A 17345-nucleotide genomic window follows, 5' to 3' on the forward strand; every position below is an offset into this window, starting at 1 on the left:
CCGCCGCGGAAGTGCCCCTACCAACCCCCAGGGCCCTCCCGTGGCGGGGCTTTCGCCGTCACGGGCCGAAGACCCTCCCCAGCGCCTCCTTCAACTCCCCTACCGTGGGCGGGCGGAGGCAGGCGCTGAGGTAGCCGTCCGGGCGCACCACGAACGCGGCACCCTCCTCGACCCCGTACCGCCGGGCGAACTCGCCCCGGCTGTCGTGGTGATGGGAGACGCCCGGGGCCACCGTGAAGGGGGCGTCGGCGGGCAGGATCCGGCACGTCTCCACGCGCCCTTGGGACAACTCCCGTGCCGCAGCGGCGAGATCGGCGGGTGTGTCACCGGCCGGGTGGTGCCCGTAGACCAGCAGGACGTGGGCGCGCCCGCGCAGCAGGTCGAAGAGCCGCACCGGGTAGGCGGCGATGTCCCCGGTGAGCCCGCCGCAGTCCGGGGCCCGGTCGCCGGGCCGGAGCGTCGCCCCGTCCGGCCGGGGCAGCGGCGTCACGAGCGGGCTCTCCCGGTAGCCGATCAGCAGCTGGGCCTCGCGGAGCATCAGCGTCTCCGGGTCCGTCGGGTCGGCCTGCACGCCCTCGGCGGCATGGCGGACGGTCCGGCCCACCACCTCCTCGCCCACCGGGTGCCGCTCCACGTCGTAACTCGCCACCAGGCCCGGGTGGGCGGCGCCCCCGACGGCCAGGGCGAGCTTCCACGCCAGATTGCAGGCGTCCTGGACCCCGGTGTTCATGCCCTGGGCGCCGGTCGGCGGATGGATGTGCGCCGCGTCCCCGGCGACGAACACCCGGCCCTCCCCGTACCGGTCCACCAGCCGGTGGCTGATGCGGAACACCGAGGACCAGCGCAGCGCGGACGCGGTGACCGGCTCGGGAGCCAGCCGGTCCAGGACCTTCTGGATGTCGGCGAGGGCGGGCGCCGTACCGCCTTCGAGGCCGTGGGCCACACCGTCCCCGGCCGACGGCTCAGAAGGACGCGCCGCCGACAGCTCGGGCGGCACCAGCATCGACATCCGGTAGCGGCCCGTTCCCGGCAGCGGGATGCAGACCAGCAGGTCGTCGATGGCACCGTCCTCGCCGCGGTGCATGGACCGCACCCCGTACCCGGGCGGCACCCCCCAGCCCACCTCCACATCGGCCAGCATGTACTCCTCGGGGAACGCGCCGCCCTCGAAGGTGAGCCCGAGCCCCTTGCGGACCACGCTGTGGGCCCCGTCGCACCCCACCAGGAACCGGGACCGGACCTCCTCCTCGGCCCCGGAAGCGGTGGTGAGCCTGCTGGTCACCCCGGCGGGGTCCTGGGCGAACGCCACCAGCTCGGTCGAGCGCTCGATCCCGGTGCCGAACCGCCCGAGGAACTCCTCCAGGACGCGTTCGGTCTCGTACTGCGGCAGCGCGGCGAAGCCGTAAGGCACCTCGGGCGGGAGGACGAGCTCGATCCGGCCCTGCTCGGCCCCGTTCACGTACGTCAGCTGCCCACGCATCGCGACCGCCGCGTCCAGCACCTCCCGCACCAGGCCCATCCGGTCGAAGAGCTCCAGGGTGCGCGGCTGGATCCCCACCGCCTTGGCGTACGGCAGCCGGGCCGGGAGGCGGTCCACGATCCGGCAGGAGACCCCCGACCGCCGCAGCTCGGCGGCGAGCGTCAGCCCGACCGGGCCGGCGCCCGCGACGAGCACATCGGTCACTTCGCTGCGTGCCACCGGGGCCTCCCGCCGTGGCCCCCCTGCTTACGGTCCCCTCCATCGTCCTGCCATCGGCGGCGTACGGCACCCGGGCGGGTTTCAGACCTGCGCGCGGGGGCGGTCCTCGCTACGGCACCCGGGCCGTCCACTCCGGGGTGGCGAACTTGGTGCGTACGAGCTCCTCGGCACGGGCCAGCTCCGCGTCCGTCACGCTGCCCGTGGTCAGCCCGTGCCGCTTGCGGAACGACTCGATCATGCGCTCGATCACGGCCTGGCGCGGCAGACCGGTCTGCTGGCGCAGCGGGTCGACACGCTTCTTCGCCGACCGGGTGCCCTTGTCGGACATCTTCTCCTTGCCGATCCGCAGCACCTCCAGCATCTTGTCGGCATCGATGTCGTACGCCATGGTCACGTGGTGCAGCACGGCCCCGGGACCGCCGTCCGGCCCCACCACCCGCTTCTGCGCCGCCCCCGCGATCTTGCCGACCTCGGTGGCGATGTCGTTGAGCGGCTGGTACCAGGCCTTGATGCCCATGTCCGCGAGGGCTTCGAGGACCCAGTCGTCCAGATAGGCGTAGCTGTCGGCGAAGGAGAGGCCCGAGACGAGGGACTGCGGGACGGCCAGCGAGTAGGTGATGGTGGAGCTCGGCTCGGCGAACATCGCGCCGCCACCGGAGATCCGGCGTACGACGTTCACCCCGTGCCGCTCCACGCCCGCCGGATCGACCTCGTTGCGCAGCGACTGGAAGCTGCCGATGATCACGGCGGGGGAGTCCCACTCCCAGACCCGCAGCGTCGGCGGACGCAGCCCCGCCGCCACCTCCGCGGTGATGACCTCGTCCAGCGCCATGTGCAGCGCGGGCGACTGCGGGGCCTCGTGGATCAGCTGCCAGTCGTAGTCGCTCCACTCCGTGGCCTGCGCCAGCGCCCGGCGTACGGCGATGGCGACGCCCTCCGCACTCAGCCCGAGCATCACCGTGGAGCCGGGCAGCGCCGCCTCGATCCGGGCCGCGAGTCCCGCTGTGTCCGTGTTGGCCGGGGCACCCTCCAGGGCCGCGTCGATCGCCAGGATCGCCTCGTCGGGTTCGAGGAAGAAGTCCCCGGCGACGCGGACGTTCCGCAGCGCCCCGCCCTCGACGTCCAGGTCCACCACGACCAGCTTGCCGCCGGGAACCTTGTACTCACCGTGCACAGCGCCGCCTCCAGCTCCAGTTCCGTCGCCCGGCTCGGTGATGAGCCGGACACAACCGGATGTAACACGCATCGGGGTGCGGATCATCCCGGGCCCCGGGGCGTCACTGGCGCACGCCGAGGGCATGGCCCTGGACGACCCCCGCTCCGCGACGCCCATCGGGCTCGGCTGCCGGATCTGCGAACGGCAGGACTGCGCCCAGCGGGCCCGGCCCCCGGCCGGGGGCCGGCCGGCCGTCGACCCCGACCGGCGCACCCATGTGCTGTACCCGGTGGTCGCCGACGGCCTGTCCGCACCGCCTTCGGGGATCAGCGGTGAGTGAACTCCGCAGGCCGCTTCTCGGAGAACGCCTTCATGCCCTCCTTCTGGTCGGCCGTCGCGAACACCGCGTGGAACAGGCGGCGTTCGAAGCGGACGCCCTCGGCGAGGGTGGTCTCGAAGGCGCGGTTCACCGCCTCCTTCGCCATCATCGCGACCGGGGCCGACATGCCGGAGACCGTCCCCGCGACGGCGAGCGCCTCCTCCAGCAGATCCGCGTCCGGGACGATCCTGGACACCAGACCGGCCCGCTCCGCCTCCTCGGCGTCCATGTTCCGGCCGGTGAGACAGAGGTCCATCGCCTTGGCCTTGCCGACCGCCCGGGTCAGCCGCTGGGAGCCGCCGATGCCGGGGATCACCCCGAGCCGGATCTCCGGCTGCCCGAAGACGGCGGTGTCCGAGGCGATCACCAGGTCGCAGAGCATGGCCAACTCGCAGCCGCCACCCAGGGCGTAGCCCCGTATGGCCGCGATCGTCGGGGTCCTGAGCTGACCCAGCCGGTCCCAGGCGGTGAACCAGTCGCTGAGGTACATGTCCATATAGCTCTGCGGCTGCATCTCCTTGATGTCCGCGCCCGCCGCGAACGCCTTCCCCCCGCTGCCGGTGATGACGATGCAGCCGACGTCCGGGTCGCGGTCCAGCGCCTCGGTCGCCTCGACCGTCTCCCGCATGACCTCCAGGCTGAGCGCGTTGAGGGCCTTGGGGCGGTTCAGGGTGAGCAGGGCGGTGCGGCCCCGGCGCTCGACCAGGATGGTCCCGTACGGACCCGGGGTGGACGGACTCCCGCTGCTCTCGCTCACGTGGTGGTGCCCTTCTGTGCGTCGGTGGTGTTCGAGGGGGCCGCCCGGATGGCCCGGACGATCCCGGAGAAGTCCTGGTCCGCTCCGGCGCCCTCGGCGAACCGGGCGTACAACTCCGCTGCCCTGAGCCCCAGTTCGGCGTCGATGCCGCCCGCGCGCAGGGCGTTGGCGGCCAGCCCGAGGTCCTTGGCCATGAGCGGCGCGGCGAACCCGGGGCGGTAGTCGCGGTTGGCCGGGCTCGTCGGGACCGGGCCGGGGACCGGGCAGTTGACGGTGAGCGCCCAGCACTGGCCGGAGGCCGCCGACGCCACGTCGTACAGCGCCTGGTCGGAGAGGCCGAGGCTCTCCGCGAGGACGAACGCCTCGCTGACGGCGATCATCGAGACGCCGAGGATCATGTTGTTGCAGATCTTCGCCGCCTGCCCGGCACCGGCTCCGCCGCAGTGCACGGCCTTCCTGCCCATCACGGCCAGCAGCGGTTCGGCCTCCGCGAACGCGGCCTCCTCGCCGCCGGCCATGAAGGTGAGCGTGCCCGCCTCGGCCCCGACGACCCCACCGGAGACCGGGGCGTCCAGGGAACGGTGGCCGGCCGCCGCCGCTGCCGCGTGGGCGGCGCGGGAGTCGGCCACGTCGATGGTCGAGCAGTCGACGAACAGGGTGCCGGGGCGCGCGGCGGCGAGCAGCCCCTCCGGCCCGTACAGCGAGAGGACATGGCGTCCGGCGGGCAGCATGGTGATCACGACATCGGCCACCGCGGCCGCGTCGGCGGCGGACTCCGCCCGTTCCACCCCGCTCTCCACGGCGGCCGCCAGAGAGGCCTCCACCAGATCGTGGCCGAGCACCCGGTGCCCGGCCCGGACGAGGTTGGCGGCCATCGGACCGCCCATGTGGCCGAGTCCGATGAACGCGACGGTCGTGGTCACCAGGGCACCTCCTGCGGTGAGTCGTCTGCGGCGAGGGAGAGTTCTCCGTCGCCGGTCGGAGCGAAGTACCGGGCCACGTCCGCGTCCGTGACCTCCACGAGTGTGTCCGGGGTCCAGCGGGGCGAGCGGTCCTTGTCGATCACCTGGGCCCGGATGCCCTCCACCAGGTCGGGCGAGGCCAGGGCCGCGTACGAGACGCGGTACTCCTGCTCCAGCACCCTTTCCAGCGGCCCGAGTTCGCGGGCCCGGCGCAGTGCGGCGAGGGTGACCTTCAGTGCGGTGGGGGAGCGGCCGAGGATGGTGGTGGCCGACTCACCGGCCGCCGGGACGTCCGATGCGAGCAGCCGCTCCACGATCTCCTCGACCGTGTCGGCCGCGTAGCAGTGGTCGATCCAGGCCTGGTCGGCCTCCAGGGTGCCGGGAGGCGCGTCCCGCACGTGGCGGTGCAGCACCTCGGCGGGCGGGTCCGTCCGCAGCCCGGCCAGGAACGCGGGCAGGTCGTCCACCGGTACGAAGTGGTCGGCCAGTCCGCACAGCAGAGCGTCCCGGGCCCCCACCACCGCACCCGTCAGGGCGAGATGGGTGCCCAGCTCCCCGGGGGCCAGCGCCAGCAGGTAGGTGCCGCCGACGTCCGGCACGAAGCCGATCCCGGTCTCCGGCATGGCCACCTTGGACCGCTCGGTGACGATCCGGACGCTGCCGTGCGCCGAGATCCCGACCCCGCCGCCCATCACGATGCCGTCCATGACCGCCACGTACGGCTTCGGATAGCGGGCGATGCGGGCGTTGAGCCGGTACTCGTCGCGCCAGAACGCGGCCGATGCCCTGCCGCCGACGCGGGCGTCCTCGTAGATGGACCGGATGTCGCCGCCCGCGCAGAGGCCGCGCTCCCCGGCCCCGGTGATGATGACGGCTCCCACCTCGGGGTCGTGCTCCCACCGGTCCAGGGCCGCCGCGATGGTCTCCACCATCGCGTGGGTGAGCGCGTTGAGCGCCTTCGGCCGGTTCAGGGTCACCACCCCCGTACGTCCCTCGGTGTGTACCCGTACGAGCTCCTCGGTCATCGCAGGGCTCCCGTCAGGCTCCGGGCCACAATGACGCGCATGATCTCGTTGGTCCCTTCAAGGATCTGGTGGACCCGCAGGTCCCGCACGATCTTCTCGATGCCGTACTCGGCCAGATAGCCGTAACCGCCGTGGAGTTGGAGCGCCCGGTCGGCGACGGAGTAGCCGGTGTCGGTGGCGAAGCGCTTGGCCATCGCGCACAACTCCGGTGCCCCGCCCACCCTCCGGTCCAGCGCCTCGGCGGCCTGCCGGACCAGCGCCCGGGCGGCGGCCAGTTCGGTCGCCATGTCGGCCAGCCGGAACTGCAGCGCCTGCGCGTCCAGCAGCCGGCCGCCGAACGCCTCCCGGTCCGCGAGATGGGTGAGCGACCGGTCCAGCGCGCTCTGCGCACCGCCCAGCGAGCAGGCGGCGATGCCGAGCCGGCCGCCGTTGAGGCCGTTCATCGCGATCCGGAAGCCCTCGCCCTCCGCGCCGAGCAGCCGGTCGGCCGGGATGCGCACCCCGTCCAGCAGGACCTGCCGGGTGGGCTGCGCGTTCCACCCCATCTTCTTCTCGTTTGCCCCGAAGGAGAGCCCGGGGTCGTCCCGTTCGACGAGGAACGCGGAGATCCCGCCGGGCCCTTCCGCTCCGGTGCGGGCCAGCACGATGTAGAGGTGCGTGGCGCCCGCCCCGGAGATGAACTGCTTGGTCCCCGTCAGGACGTAGTGGTCGCCGTCGCGCACCGCACGGGTGCGCAGCGCGGCCGCGTCGGAGCCCGCGCCCGGTTCGGTCAGGCAGTAACTGCCCAGCTGCTCCATGGTGCAGAGCTCCGGAAGGTACCGGCCGCGCTGGACCTCGGTCCCGTACCGGTCGACCATCCAGGCGACCATGTTGTGGATCGAGAGGTAGCCCGCGATCGACGGGCAGCCGGTGGCGAGGGCCTCGAAGACGAGGACCCCGTCGGAGCGGGACAGCCCGGAGCCGCCCAGGTCCTCCCGTACGTACACACCTCCGAGGCCGAGCCCCGCCGCCTTCCGCAGGACGTCGACGGGGAAGTGCTTGTCCTGGTCCCACCCCACGGCGTGCGGGGCCAGGTGTTCCTGGGCGAAGTCGAGTGTCGTCTCGACGACCGCGAGCTGGTCGTCGCTGAGCAGGGTGGTCACGGCAGTCATCCCATGGTCGGAATCGTGAAGCTCGCGCCGTCCCGGATCCCGGAGGCGGGCCAGCGCGAAGTGACGGTCTTGGTACGGGTGTAGAAGCGGATGGCGTCCGGCCCGTGCTGGTTCAGGTCCCCGAAGCCGGACCGCTTCCAGCCGCCGAACGTGTGGTACGCCACCGGCACCGGGATCGGTACGTTGACGCCGACCATGCCCGTGTCGACGCGGCGGGTGAAGTCGCGGGCGGTGTCGCCGTCCCGGGTGAAGAGGGCGACGCCGTTGCCGTACGGGTGCTCCGAGGGCAGCCGCAGGGCCTCCTCGTAATCCGCCGCACGCACCACCGAGACAACCGGGCCGAAGATCTCCTCCTGGTAGATCCGCATGTCCGGGGTGACCCGGTCGAAGAGCGAGGCCCCGGCGAAGAACCCGTCCTCGTGGCCCTCCAGGATGAAGTCACGCCCGTCGACGACCAGTTCGGCGCCCTCCTCGACACCGAGGTCGACATAGCCGCGCACCCGGTCCACCGCGTCGCGGCCCACCAGCGGCCCGAAGTCCGCGTCCGGGTCGTCCGAGCGGCCGATCCGCAGCCCGGCGATCCGCTCGGTCAGCTTGGCCACCAGCGCGTCGGCGGTCTCCTCACCGACCGGAACGGCCACCGAGATCGCCATGCACCGCTCGCCCGCCGAGCCGTAACCGGCACCGATCAGCGCGTCCACCGCCTGGTCCAGGTCGGCGTCCGGCATCACGATCATGTGGTTCTTCGCCCCGCCGAAGCACTGCGCCCGCTTGCCGTGGGCGGCGGCGGTGGCGTAGATGTGCGCGGCGATCGGCGTCGAGCCGACGAAGCCGAGCGCCTTGACGCGCGGGTCCTCCAGCAGGGTGTCCACGGCCTCCTTGCCGCCGTTGACGACGTTCAGCACCCCGGGCGGAAGCCCCGCCTCCAGGAACAGCTCGGCCAGCCGCAGCGGCACCGACGGATCCCGCTCCGACGGCTTCAGGATGAAGGCGTTACCGCAGGCCAGAGCGGGAGCGGCCTTCCACAGCGGGATCATCGCCGGGAAGTTGAACGGGGTGATGCCCGCGACCACGCCGAGCGGCCGGCGCAGCGAGTGGACATCGATCCCGGCGCCCGCGTTGTCGCTGAACTCGCCCTTCAGCAGGTGCGGGACACCGGCCGCGAACTCCACCACGTCAAGACCGCGCGCGAGGTCGCCGTGTGCGTCGGCCACGGTCTTGCCGTGCTCCGAGGAGAGCAGCCGCGCCAGGGAGTCCTTCTCCTTCTCGACCAGCTGGAGGAAGCGCAGCAGGACGCGGGCCCGGCGCTGCGGGTTCCACTCGCCCCACTCGATCTGCGCCTCCGCGGCGTCGGCGATGGCCGCCTCGGTCTCGGACCGGCCGGCCAGCGGCACCCGGGCCTGGACCCGGCCGGTGTTGGGGTCGTAGACATCGCCGAATGTGCCCGTGGTGCCGGGCGTGTGCTTGCCGCCGATGAAATGGGTGAGTTCGCGGACCATGGAAAGCCTGCTCTCGTCGGTGAGATCGTCAGGTGAGATCCGGGGATGGCGCACGGGCCCCGCCGCCGCACGGCGCACCGGTCGGGTGCGCGTGGGCGCGTCAGGGCTCGCCGTCGGGGGGACGCGAAGGGCGGGGGCCGTCAGGGGGCGGGGAGAACCGCTCGCCGGGACGGGCCTGCGGGGCCGGGGGTGCGGACCGGTGCCATGCGTGTCTGCTCCATCCTCGTGGAAACACGGAACATCCCGCGGCCGGTATCCTGACTCCCGGATCAGCGCTCGCCCTCATGCCTTCCCGACGGCTTCTGCACCGTCAGTGGCGTGTCCTGCGAGGACGGAACTCCCCGGTCACAGTGGCGGGACCGCGCCGGATTCGCACCGGCTTCCCTGACACCACGGGCCTTGAGGGCAACCAACTGCACACCGGTCACCCCGCTGCTCACGAACATATAGTTGGACGTCCTAGTAAGTCCACCCCGCCCCGCCCCCCGGCACGATCGCCCGCCACGCCCCCGGCATGTTCGCCCGGCCTGCCCCGGCGTGTTCGCCCGCCCCGCTCCTGGCATGATCGGCCGACATGAGCGACGCACCACGGCACATCCTCGTCATCGGCATGGGAGCCGGTGACCCCGACCATCTGACGCTCGCCGCGGTGAAGGCGATGCGCCGGGCCCAGGTCTTCTTCGTGCTCGGCAAGGGCCGGGAGAAGGACTCCCTGACCCGGCTGCGGCGGGACATCCTGGCGGAGCACCTCACCGGCCCCTACCGGGTCGTCGAGGCCGAGGACCCCTGGCGGGACCGGACCCAGGACGACCGCGGGCGCTACACCTCGGCGGTGCACGACTGGCGCCACCGCCGCGCCGACATCTGCGAACGCCTGATCACCGAGGAGCTGGCACCGGGGGAGTGCGGGGCCTTCCTGGTGTGGGGCGACCCGTCCCTGTACGACAGCACCCTGGCGATCCTGGAGGACATCCGGGCCCGTGGAACGGTGGAATTCGGCCATGAGGTGATCCCCGGGATCAGCAGCGTCTCCGCGCTCGCCGCCCGCCACCGCACCACCCTGAACCAGGTCGGCCGCCCCATCCACATCACCCCCGGAAGGCGGCTCGCCGAGGGGTTCCCGGACGACGACGGCGACATCGTGGTGATGCTCGACGGCCACGAGAGCTTCACCCATCTGACCGGCAGGGACCTGTGGATCTACTGGGGCGCCTACATCGGCACCCCCGACGAACTCCTGGTCTCCGGCCCGCTGGACGAGGTCGCCGGGCAGATCAGCCGGGTGCGCGCCGAGGCCCGCGAACGGCACGGCTGGATCATGGACACGTATCTGCTGCGCCACCGGCCGGACGGCCCGCAGGGCGCGGACGGCGAGCACCGCACCGGCGGCACGGCCGCCTGAGGCCCCGGCCCGCGAGCAGGGGCTCCGGACGGGGGCGGCGGGTCGGCGGGGTGGCGCGGGGCTCCGGACAGGGGCGGCGGGTCGCGTCGTGGCGCGGGCGGCCGCCGCACCTCGTCGTCGGGGCGGCCGGAGGTCAGCTCCGGGACTCGTGCGCCCGGATCACTCCGAGCCCGTGGCCGAGGCTCGGGCACTCGGCGGTCAGGTCGTTCCCCCGCACCAGATAGTCGTGCACGCGCCCGTCGGCGGGCCGCTCGACGGCCCGGTACAGGGTGCCGTTCACCGTGATCGTCCAGTCGTCGCCGTCCTGGGCCCACCCGACTGTCTTCTTCATATTCGCGCTTCCCTCACTCGTCGCCACCGCGGGTCGGCGGCCGTGTATTGGCAAGAAGAACGGCCTGTGACGCTCTGTGGTTCCGGCTCGCCTACGCCATTCGGTTACATCTGGGTCACCATGCCCGCACGACCTGACCGGAAGTCAGCGAACCGGCGACGAACGGCGGAACAGGGCGGAGAGGGCCGAAGCGCGCTGCCTGCCCGGGGCCGGATCTTGCCAGGCTGCCGATCCGGTCCCGGGCAGTGATGCGGGAGCGCCCGCTCCGCGCCCCCGCACCCACCATTCGGCGCCGCCCGCCGGACCGGATTGGTGCGCGGACCGTTCCGACCCCCTCTGTCACCCGTTCGGCGGACGTACCGCGGCAGTTCGGAACGTGCCCGGAGGTGGTGTCTCACATCACCGTCCGAAGTGTGAACAACGGTGTGCGCCGGGCGGTCGTCCCCTTAGGCTGGCCGGTGCAGCTGGTTCGCCCTGTCCGCCAGGCAGGGTGTCGTAAGAGGGAACCCGGTGGGAATCCGGGACTGCCCCGCAGCGGTGAGTGGGAACGACCGCCGTCATACGCACTGGGCCCGGCCGGGTCTGGGAAGCGACGGCCAGTAGGTGTCTGCCCCGGCAGACGTGCCCGCGAGTCCGAAGACCTGCCCGTTGCCCGCACGCGACCGTTCGCGTGCGGAGTTCCCGGTGACCTCGTGGGCGGGTCGGCGTACCTTCGGGTGGACGGACACGGCCGACGTGTCGCGTATCCGCCCGATTCGTCACCCCTTCGCGTCCGCGTCCCGTCCCGGGATCAGCTGGAGACATGCTCGCGAAGGAGAGTCACGTGACAGCGAAGCCCGCAGCCGCGGCAGCACGGGCCACCGTGTACGGCTACCCCCGCCAGGGTCAGAAGCGTGAACTGAAGAAGGCCATCGAGGGCTACTGGAAGGGCCGCGTCGACGCGGACACCCTCCGGCAGACCGCCGCCGAACTGCGCAGGGGAACCTGGCAGCAGCTCGCCGAGGCCGGGGTCCACGAAGTGCCGACCGGTGATTTCTCGTACTACGACCACGTCCTGGACACCAGTGTGATGGTCGGCGCTGTCCCCGAGCGGCACCGCGAGGCTGTCCGCACCGACGCCCTCGACGGCTACTTCGCCATGGCCCGCGGCACACAGGACGTGGCGCCGCTCGAAATGACGAAGTGGTTCGACACCAACTACCACTACCTGGTTCCCGAGTTGGGCCCGGACACGGTGTTCGCCGCCGACTCCGCCAAGCAGGTCGCGGAGTTGAAGGAGGCCCTCGCGCTGGGCCACACCCCGCGCCCGGTCCTCGTCGGCCCCGTCACCTACCTGCTGCTCGCCAAGGCGGCCCCCGGTGTGGCCGCCGACTTCGAGCCGCTGACCCTGCTGGACCGGCTCCTCCCGGTGTACGCCGAGGTCCTCGCCGACCTCCGGGCCGCGGGCGCCGAATGGGTGCAGCTGGACGAGCCCGCGCTCGTCCAGGACCGCACCCCGGCCGAGCTGAACGCCGCCGCCCGCGCCTACCGCGAGCTCGGCTCACTCACCGACCGGTCCAAGCTGCTGGTCGCCTCCTACTTCGGGCGGCTCGGCGAGGCGCTGGCGGTGCTGGCCAAGTCCCCGGTCGAGGGACTCGCGCTGGACTTCACCGAGTCGGGCGCCGGGAACCTCGCCGACCTCGCGGCGGCGGGCGGACTGCCCGGCAAGCGGCTGGTCGCGGGCGTCGTCAACGGCCGCAACATCTGGATCAACGACTACGAGAAGTCCCTCGCCACCCTCGGCACCCTCCTCGGCCTCGCCGACCACGTCGACGTCTCCGCCTCCAGCTCGCTCCTGCACGTCCCGCTGGACGCCGGGGCCGAGCACGACATCGACCCGCAGATCGCCCGCTGGCTCGCCTTTGCCAAGCAGAAGACCCAGGAGATCGTCGTCCTGGCGCGCGGCCTGTCCGGCGGCACCGACGCCATCGCCGCCGAACTCGCCGCCAACCGGGCCGACCTGGCCTCCCGCGCCGACGCCGCCATCACCCGCGACCCGGCCGTCCGGGCCCGCACGGCGGCGATCACGGACGCGGACGGCCGCCGCTCCCAGCCGTACGCCGAGCGGACCGTGGCCCAGCGCGCCCACCTGGGTCTGCCGCTGCTGCCGACGACCACGATCGGCTCGTTCCCGCAGACCACCGAACTGCGCACCGCGCGCGCCGACTTGAGGGCGGGGCGGATCCATGAGGCCGGGTACGAGGAGCGCATCAAGGACGAGATCCGCGAGGTGCTCTCCTTCCAGGAGAAGGCCGGGATCGACGTCCTGGTGCACGGCGAGCCCGAACGCAACGACATGGTGCAGTACTTCGCCGAGCAGCTCACCGGCTACCTCGCCACCCAGCACGGCTGGGTGCAGTCCTACGGCACCCGCTACGTCCGGCCGCCGGTCCTGGCCGGGGACATCTCGCGCCCCGAGCCGATGACGGTGCGCTGGACGACGTACGCGCAGTCGCTGACCGAACGCCCCGTCAAGGGCATGCTCACCGGCCCGGTCACCATGCTCGCCTGGTCCTTCGTCCGCGACGACCAGCCGCTCGGCGAGACCGCCCGCCAGGTGGCGCTCGCCCTGCGCGACGAGGTGAACGACCTGGAGGCGAACGGAACTTCGGTGATCCAGGTCGACGAGCCCGCGCTCCGCGAGACGCTGCCGCTGCGGGCCGACGAGCACGCCGCGTACCTGGAGTGGGCGACGGAGTCCTTCCGCCTCGCCACCTCCGGGGTGCGGCCGGACACCCAGATCCACACCCACATGTGCTACGCGGAGTTCGGTGACATCGTCCAGGCCATCGACGACCTCGACGCCGACGTCATCAGCCTGGAGGCCGCCCGCTCCCACATGCAGGTCGCCCGCGAACTGGCCGCCCACGGCTACCCGCGTGAGGCCGGACCCGGCGTCTACGACATCCACTCCCCGCGCATCCCGAGCGTCGAGGAGGCAGCCGCCTTGCTGCGCAAGGGACTTGAGGCCATCCCGGCCGATCGGCTGTGGGTGAATCCCGACTGCGGCCTGAAGACCCGCGGCTGGCCAGAGACCCGGGCCTCCCTGGAGAACCTGGTCGCCGCCGCGCGGGAGCTCCGCGCGGAGCTGCCCACCGAAGCGTCGTGATCCGGCCCGGTGCGGGAGCGGCGACCGCCGCTCCCGCACCGGGACATGCGTTCCGAGGCCCGGCTCTCCCGAATCGGTTCGGGGCAGGGCCGGTTCGGAGGCCCGGCCGGACGGAGTGCGTTCTCCCCCAGCGGAGGAGTTAGGTTAGCCTAACCAGCGAATCCCGGTTGTGGATCATGCACTCCGATCGAAGGGCTTCGCCATGGAGCGTGCTCAGGGCCTGCTGTTCGCCGAACTCCCCCTGCGGCGTGCGGTGTGAGCGCCGGTACGGGAGCCTCTCTCGCGGGCGGTGTGCACGGACCGGGCCACCTGCGCGCCCTGACCGCGGTCGTCCTGGACACCCTGGAGACCGCCGCCCGGACCCGGGGCGGACCGCTGCCCGCCGGAGGACCGGACGCCGTGGCCCGGCGGACCACCGCCCTGGCCGCCCCGGTGCTGCCCGAGGAGGGCATCGGGGCCGAGGCCGCGCTCGCGGACCTGGTGCGCGCGGTCGCCGAGGGGGCCGCCGACCCGGCCGACCCCGCGTGCGTCGCCCATCTGCACTGCCCGCCCCTGGCCGTGGCGGTCGCGGCGGAACTGGCGGGGGCAGCACTGAATCCGTCGATGGACTCCTGGGACCAGGCGCCCGCCGCCGGGGTCATCGAGGAGCTGACCACGGCGGCACTGGCCCGGCTCGTCCACCCGGAAGCCGCCACGCCCGACGCCCTGATCACCAGCGGCGGCACCGAGTCCAACCTGGTGGCGCTGCTCCTCGCCCGGGAACGAGCGGCCGCGGGGAAGGGCCCCCTGCGCGTGGTGACCGGGGTCAACGCCCACCACAGCGTGCACCGGGCCGCCTGGACGCTCGGCCTCCCCGCCCCGGCCGTCGTCGCCTGCCACGACGGCCGGATCGACCCCGCCGCCCTCGAAGGCACCCTGGCCGGACTCGGCGGCGGACCGGCCCTGGTCGTCGCCACCGCCGGGACCACCGACGAGGGGCGCATCGACCCGCTTCCCGAGATCGCCCGGATCGCGGAACGGTACGGCGCCGAACTCCACGTCGACGCCGCGTACGGCGGGCCCCTGCTGTTCAGCGAGCGCCTGGCGCCCCAGCTCGCGGGGCTCGACCGCGCCGTCTCCGTAACGTTCGACCTGCACAAGCTCGGCTGGCAGCCGGTCGCCGCCGGGGTGCTGGCCGTCGCGGACACCGCCCTGCTCGCCCCGCTGTCGCTGCGCACCGACTACCTCAACGCCGACGACGACACCGAGGCCGGGCTCCCCGACCTGCTCGGCCGCTCGATCCGTACGACCCGGCGCCCCGACGCTCTGAAGATCGCCGTCACCTTCCGGGCGCTGGGACGCCGTGGGCTGAGCGAACTGGTCGAGCACTGCGTACGTACGGCGGAGGAGTTCGGCCGGGCCGTCGACGCGCGGCCCGCACTGCGCCGCCGGCCCGGCGGGATCGGGATCAGCACCGTGCTGTTCCGCCCGGTGGTGGCCGACGAGCTGGAACCGGCGGCCGGGGACGCCGTGGTCGCCGAGGTCCGCCGCACGCTGCTCATGGGCGGCCGGGCCGTCCTCGGACGAGCGGTGGCCGAGGACGGCGACGGGAGGCGCCGGCTGTGGCTCAAGGCCACCCTGCTGCACCCGAACGCGGCGACGGCCGACCTGGCCCCGCTGCTCGACCTGGTGACGGAGGCGGCGGAGCGGGCGGCCGCCGGAGGCGGCGATGGAGTCGGCCGGGGCGATACCGACGCCCCGGCGGCGGAAAGGCTGTCGCCATGACGTTGCCGACGCGCACGAACCCCGTGGGAGGAACCCGATGACGCCCGGACCGCGAAACCCGCCCCTCGATCTGCTGGGGGTGGGCGCAGGGCCCTTCAACCTCTCGCTCGCCGCACTCGCCGACGGCGTGCCCGGCCTGCGCAGCGCCTTCCACGAACAGCGCACCGCCTTCCACTGGCACCCCGGACTGCTCATCGAGGGAGCAACCCTCCAAGTCCCCTTCCTGGCCGACCTGGTGAGCCTGGTCGAGCCCACAAGCCCCTGGTGCTACCTCAATTACCTCAAGACCCGCCGCAGGCTCTTCCCGTTCTACTTCGCCGAGCGCTTCCACATCCACCGCTCCGAATTCGACAACTACCTGCGCTGGGTGAGCACCGAACTGCCCTCCACCCATTTCGGCCATCGCGTCGACGCGATCGCCTGGGACGCGGGGGAGGGCGCGTTCGCCGTCGACTCCACCCGGCTCGGCCCGGACGGCGAGACCCTCGGGAGCGGGCTCACCCACGCCCGTAACCTCGCCCTCGGCGTCGGCACCGCGCCCTACGTCCCCGAACCGCTCCGGGACCTGGCGGCGGACCCCGTACCCCTGGTCCTGCACTCCGCCGACTACCTCGCCCAGCGGGACCGGCTGCTCGCCGCCCGGCACGTCACCGTCGTCGGCTCGGGGCAGTCGGGCGCCGAAGTCCTCCTGGACCTGCTGCGGTTGCGGCCCGAGGGCGCCGAAGGGCTCACCTGGCTCGCCCGTACCCCGGCCTTCGCGCCCATGGAGTACAGCAAGATCGGCCTGGAGCAGTTCACGCCGGACTACACGCGCTACTTCCACGGGCTCCCGCAGGCCACCCGGGACCGGCTGCTGCCCAGCCAGTGGCAGCTCTACAAGGGGGTCAGCGGGGACACCCTCGGGGACATCCACGACGAGCTGTACCGGCGCAGCCTCGGCGGCGACTGGCCCGACGTCACCCTCACCCCCGGCATCGAGGTCACCGGCGCCGCCACCACGGACGGGGGCCGCATCGAACTGACCGTCGAGCACGGCCAGCAGGAGTCCCGGGGCAGACTCACCACCGACGCGGTCGTCCTCGCCACCGGGTACCGGGAACGCCCCGTCGATACGCTGCTCGCCGCCCTGGACCCGTACATCGTCCGCGACGACTCCGGGCGAGCGCAGGTCGACGAGGCCCAACGACTCGTCCTCGCCCCGGGGATCGGCGGCTCGGTCTTCGTGCAGAACGCGGAACGGCACACCCACGGGGTCGGCGCCCCCGACCTGGGCCTGGCCGCCTGGCGCTCCGCCGTCATCATCAACGCGCTGACGGGCAAGGAGACCTACCCACTGCCGGACCGGACCGCCTTCACCACCTTCGGCATCGGCGCGGAGGACCGGGCCGGGGTGCCGGGCCGTATAGCCGAAGAGCGGCGGTAGTACGGCGCTGGGCCGCGCGGTGGGGTGCACCGTGCGGCCCAGGACGGGTATTGCTGGGGGTTCAGCCCTTGCGGGTGTTGATCTCTTCGGTGAGCTGGGGGACGACGGCGAAGAGGTCGCCGACGACGCCGTAGTCGACGAGGTCGAAGATCGGGGCCTCGGCGTCCTTGTTGATCGCGACGATCGTCTTCGAGGTCTGCATCCCGGCCCGGTGCTGGATCGCACCCGAGATGCCCGAGGCGATGTACAGCTGCGGGGAGACGGACTTGCCGGTCTGGCCGACCTGGGAGGTGTGCGGGTACCAGCCCGCGTCGACCGCCGCACGCGAGGCACCCACCGCTGCACCGAGGGAGTCCGCGAGGGCCTCGATGAGGGGGAAGTTCTCCGCACCGTTGACGCCACGGCCGCCGGAGACGACGATCGCGGCCTCGGTCAGCTCGGGGCGCCCGGTCGACTCACGCGGCGTGCGTGCGGTGACCTTCGTGCCCGTCGCGGTCGCACTGAACGACACCGGCAGGGCCTCGACGGTGCCGGCGGCGGCGGCCGGCTCGACGGGGGCCGAGTTCGGCTTGACCGTGATGACCGGGACACCCTTGGAGACCCGGGACTTCGTGGTGTACGAGGCGGCGAACGCGGCCTGCGTCGCGAC

13 protein-coding genes, 1 pseudogene and 2 riboswitches are annotated in these 17345 nt (G+C 72.8%); of the genes and pseudogenes, 5 read left to right on the top strand and 9 right to left on the bottom strand.

Going from position 1 to position 17345, the window contains the following annotated elements:
- Nucleotides 1-58: 58 nt before the first annotated feature.
- On the bottom strand, nt 59-1699 hold the full coding sequence (locus IE264_RS20280; protein ID WP_032753900.1) for an FAD-dependent monooxygenase: 1641 nt from the start codon (nt 1697-1699) through the stop codon (nt 59-61).
- Nucleotides 1700-1808: 109 nt separating this feature from the next.
- A complete protein-coding gene (gene lplAB / locus IE264_RS20285; RefSeq protein WP_032753901.1) occupies nt 1809-2873 on the bottom strand; it encodes a lipoate-protein ligase LplAB in 1065 nt (354 codons plus the stop codon).
- 106 nt (nt 2874-2979) lie between these two features.
- Here lplAB and IE264_RS20290 point away from each other — a divergent pair.
- Nucleotides 2980-3195, top strand: a pseudogene (locus IE264_RS20290) (short-chain fatty acyl-CoA regulator family protein); the annotation flags it as partial.
- On the opposite strand, the gene IE264_RS20295 reads toward IE264_RS20290, so the two are convergent.
- The 5 genes from IE264_RS20295 to IE264_RS20315 are packed head-to-tail and all read right to left on the bottom strand — an operon-like array spanning nt 3182 to nt 8628.
- Nucleotides 3182-3991 carry an enoyl-CoA hydratase gene (locus IE264_RS20295; RefSeq protein ID WP_032753905.1) on the bottom strand — a complete coding sequence of 270 codons (810 nt, stop codon included), beginning with the start codon at nt 3989-3991 and terminating at the stop codon, nt 3182-3184. The pseudogene IE264_RS20290 and the gene IE264_RS20295 overlap by 14 nt on opposite strands.
- On the bottom strand, nt 3988-4914 hold the full coding sequence (mmsB, locus tag IE264_RS20300) for a 3-hydroxyisobutyrate dehydrogenase (protein WP_032753906.1): 927 nt from the start codon (nt 4912-4914) through the stop codon (nt 3988-3990). Before mmsB ends, IE264_RS20295 begins: the two co-directional genes overlap by 4 nt.
- Entirely contained in the window at nt 4911-5978 is a 1068-nt protein-coding gene (locus IE264_RS20305) for an enoyl-CoA hydratase/isomerase family protein (RefSeq protein WP_032753907.1), read from the bottom strand. The genes mmsB and IE264_RS20305 overlap by 4 nt, the downstream gene beginning before the upstream one ends.
- Nucleotides 5975-7129, bottom strand: coding sequence for an acyl-CoA dehydrogenase family protein (locus tag IE264_RS20310; protein WP_032753908.1), 1155 nt, complete (start codon nt 7127-7129; stop codon nt 5975-5977). The genes IE264_RS20305 and IE264_RS20310 overlap by 4 nt, the downstream gene beginning before the upstream one ends.
- A complete protein-coding gene (locus IE264_RS20315) occupies nt 7126-8628 on the bottom strand; it encodes a CoA-acylating methylmalonate-semialdehyde dehydrogenase (protein ID WP_032753909.1) in 1503 nt (500 codons plus the stop codon). Before IE264_RS20315 ends, IE264_RS20310 begins: the two co-directional genes overlap by 4 nt.
- 230 nt (nt 8629-8858) lie before the next feature.
- Nucleotides 8859-9038, bottom strand: a riboswitch (cobalamin riboswitch).
- Nucleotides 9039-9202: 164 nt separating this feature from the next.
- Here IE264_RS20315 and cobF point away from each other — a divergent pair.
- The gene (gene cobF, locus IE264_RS20320; RefSeq protein WP_032753911.1) at nt 9203-10030 is read left to right on the top strand and encodes a precorrin-6A synthase (deacetylating); all 828 of its coding nucleotides are present in this window, start codon (nt 9203-9205) and stop codon (nt 10028-10030) included.
- A 133-nt stretch (nt 10031-10163) separates the two neighbouring features.
- Here the strand turns inward: cobF and IE264_RS20325 are convergent, their stop codons facing one another.
- The gene (locus tag IE264_RS20325) at nt 10164-10361 is read right to left on the bottom strand and encodes a hypothetical protein (RefSeq protein ID WP_015612446.1); all 198 of its coding nucleotides are present in this window, start codon (nt 10359-10361) and stop codon (nt 10164-10166) included.
- A 448-nt stretch (nt 10362-10809) separates the two neighbouring features.
- Nucleotides 10810-11024, top strand: a riboswitch (cobalamin riboswitch).
- Between the two features lie 160 nt (nt 11025-11184).
- On the opposite strand from IE264_RS20325, the gene metE reads away from it, so the two are divergent.
- The 3 genes from metE (at nt 11185) to IE264_RS20340 (ending at nt 16696) form a co-directional block, all read left to right on the top strand.
- Complete coding sequence (gene metE / locus IE264_RS20330; protein ID WP_032753913.1) at nt 11185-13509, top strand: 5-methyltetrahydropteroyltriglutamate--homocysteine S-methyltransferase; 2325 nt, start codon at nt 11185-11187, stop codon at nt 13507-13509.
- Between the two features lie 255 nt (nt 13510-13764).
- Complete coding sequence (locus tag IE264_RS20335; protein ID WP_032753914.1) at nt 13765-15273, top strand: pyridoxal phosphate-dependent decarboxylase family protein; 1509 nt, start codon at nt 13765-13767, stop codon at nt 15271-15273.
- Between the two features lie 37 nt (nt 15274-15310).
- A complete protein-coding gene (locus IE264_RS20340; protein ID WP_015612449.1) occupies nt 15311-16696 on the top strand; it encodes a lysine N(6)-hydroxylase/L-ornithine N(5)-oxygenase family protein in 1386 nt (461 codons plus the stop codon).
- Between the two features lie 61 nt (nt 16697-16757).
- Here the strand turns inward: IE264_RS20340 and IE264_RS20345 are convergent.
- Nucleotides 16758-17345: electron transfer flavoprotein subunit alpha/FixB family protein (locus IE264_RS20345; protein ID WP_190167672.1), on the bottom strand; the 588-nt coding region annotated here is incomplete at its 5' end.

It is taken from the genome of Streptomyces microflavus (assembly GCF_014650075.1).
GTDB lineage: Bacteria > Actinomycetota > Actinomycetes > Streptomycetales > Streptomycetaceae > Streptomyces > Streptomyces microflavus.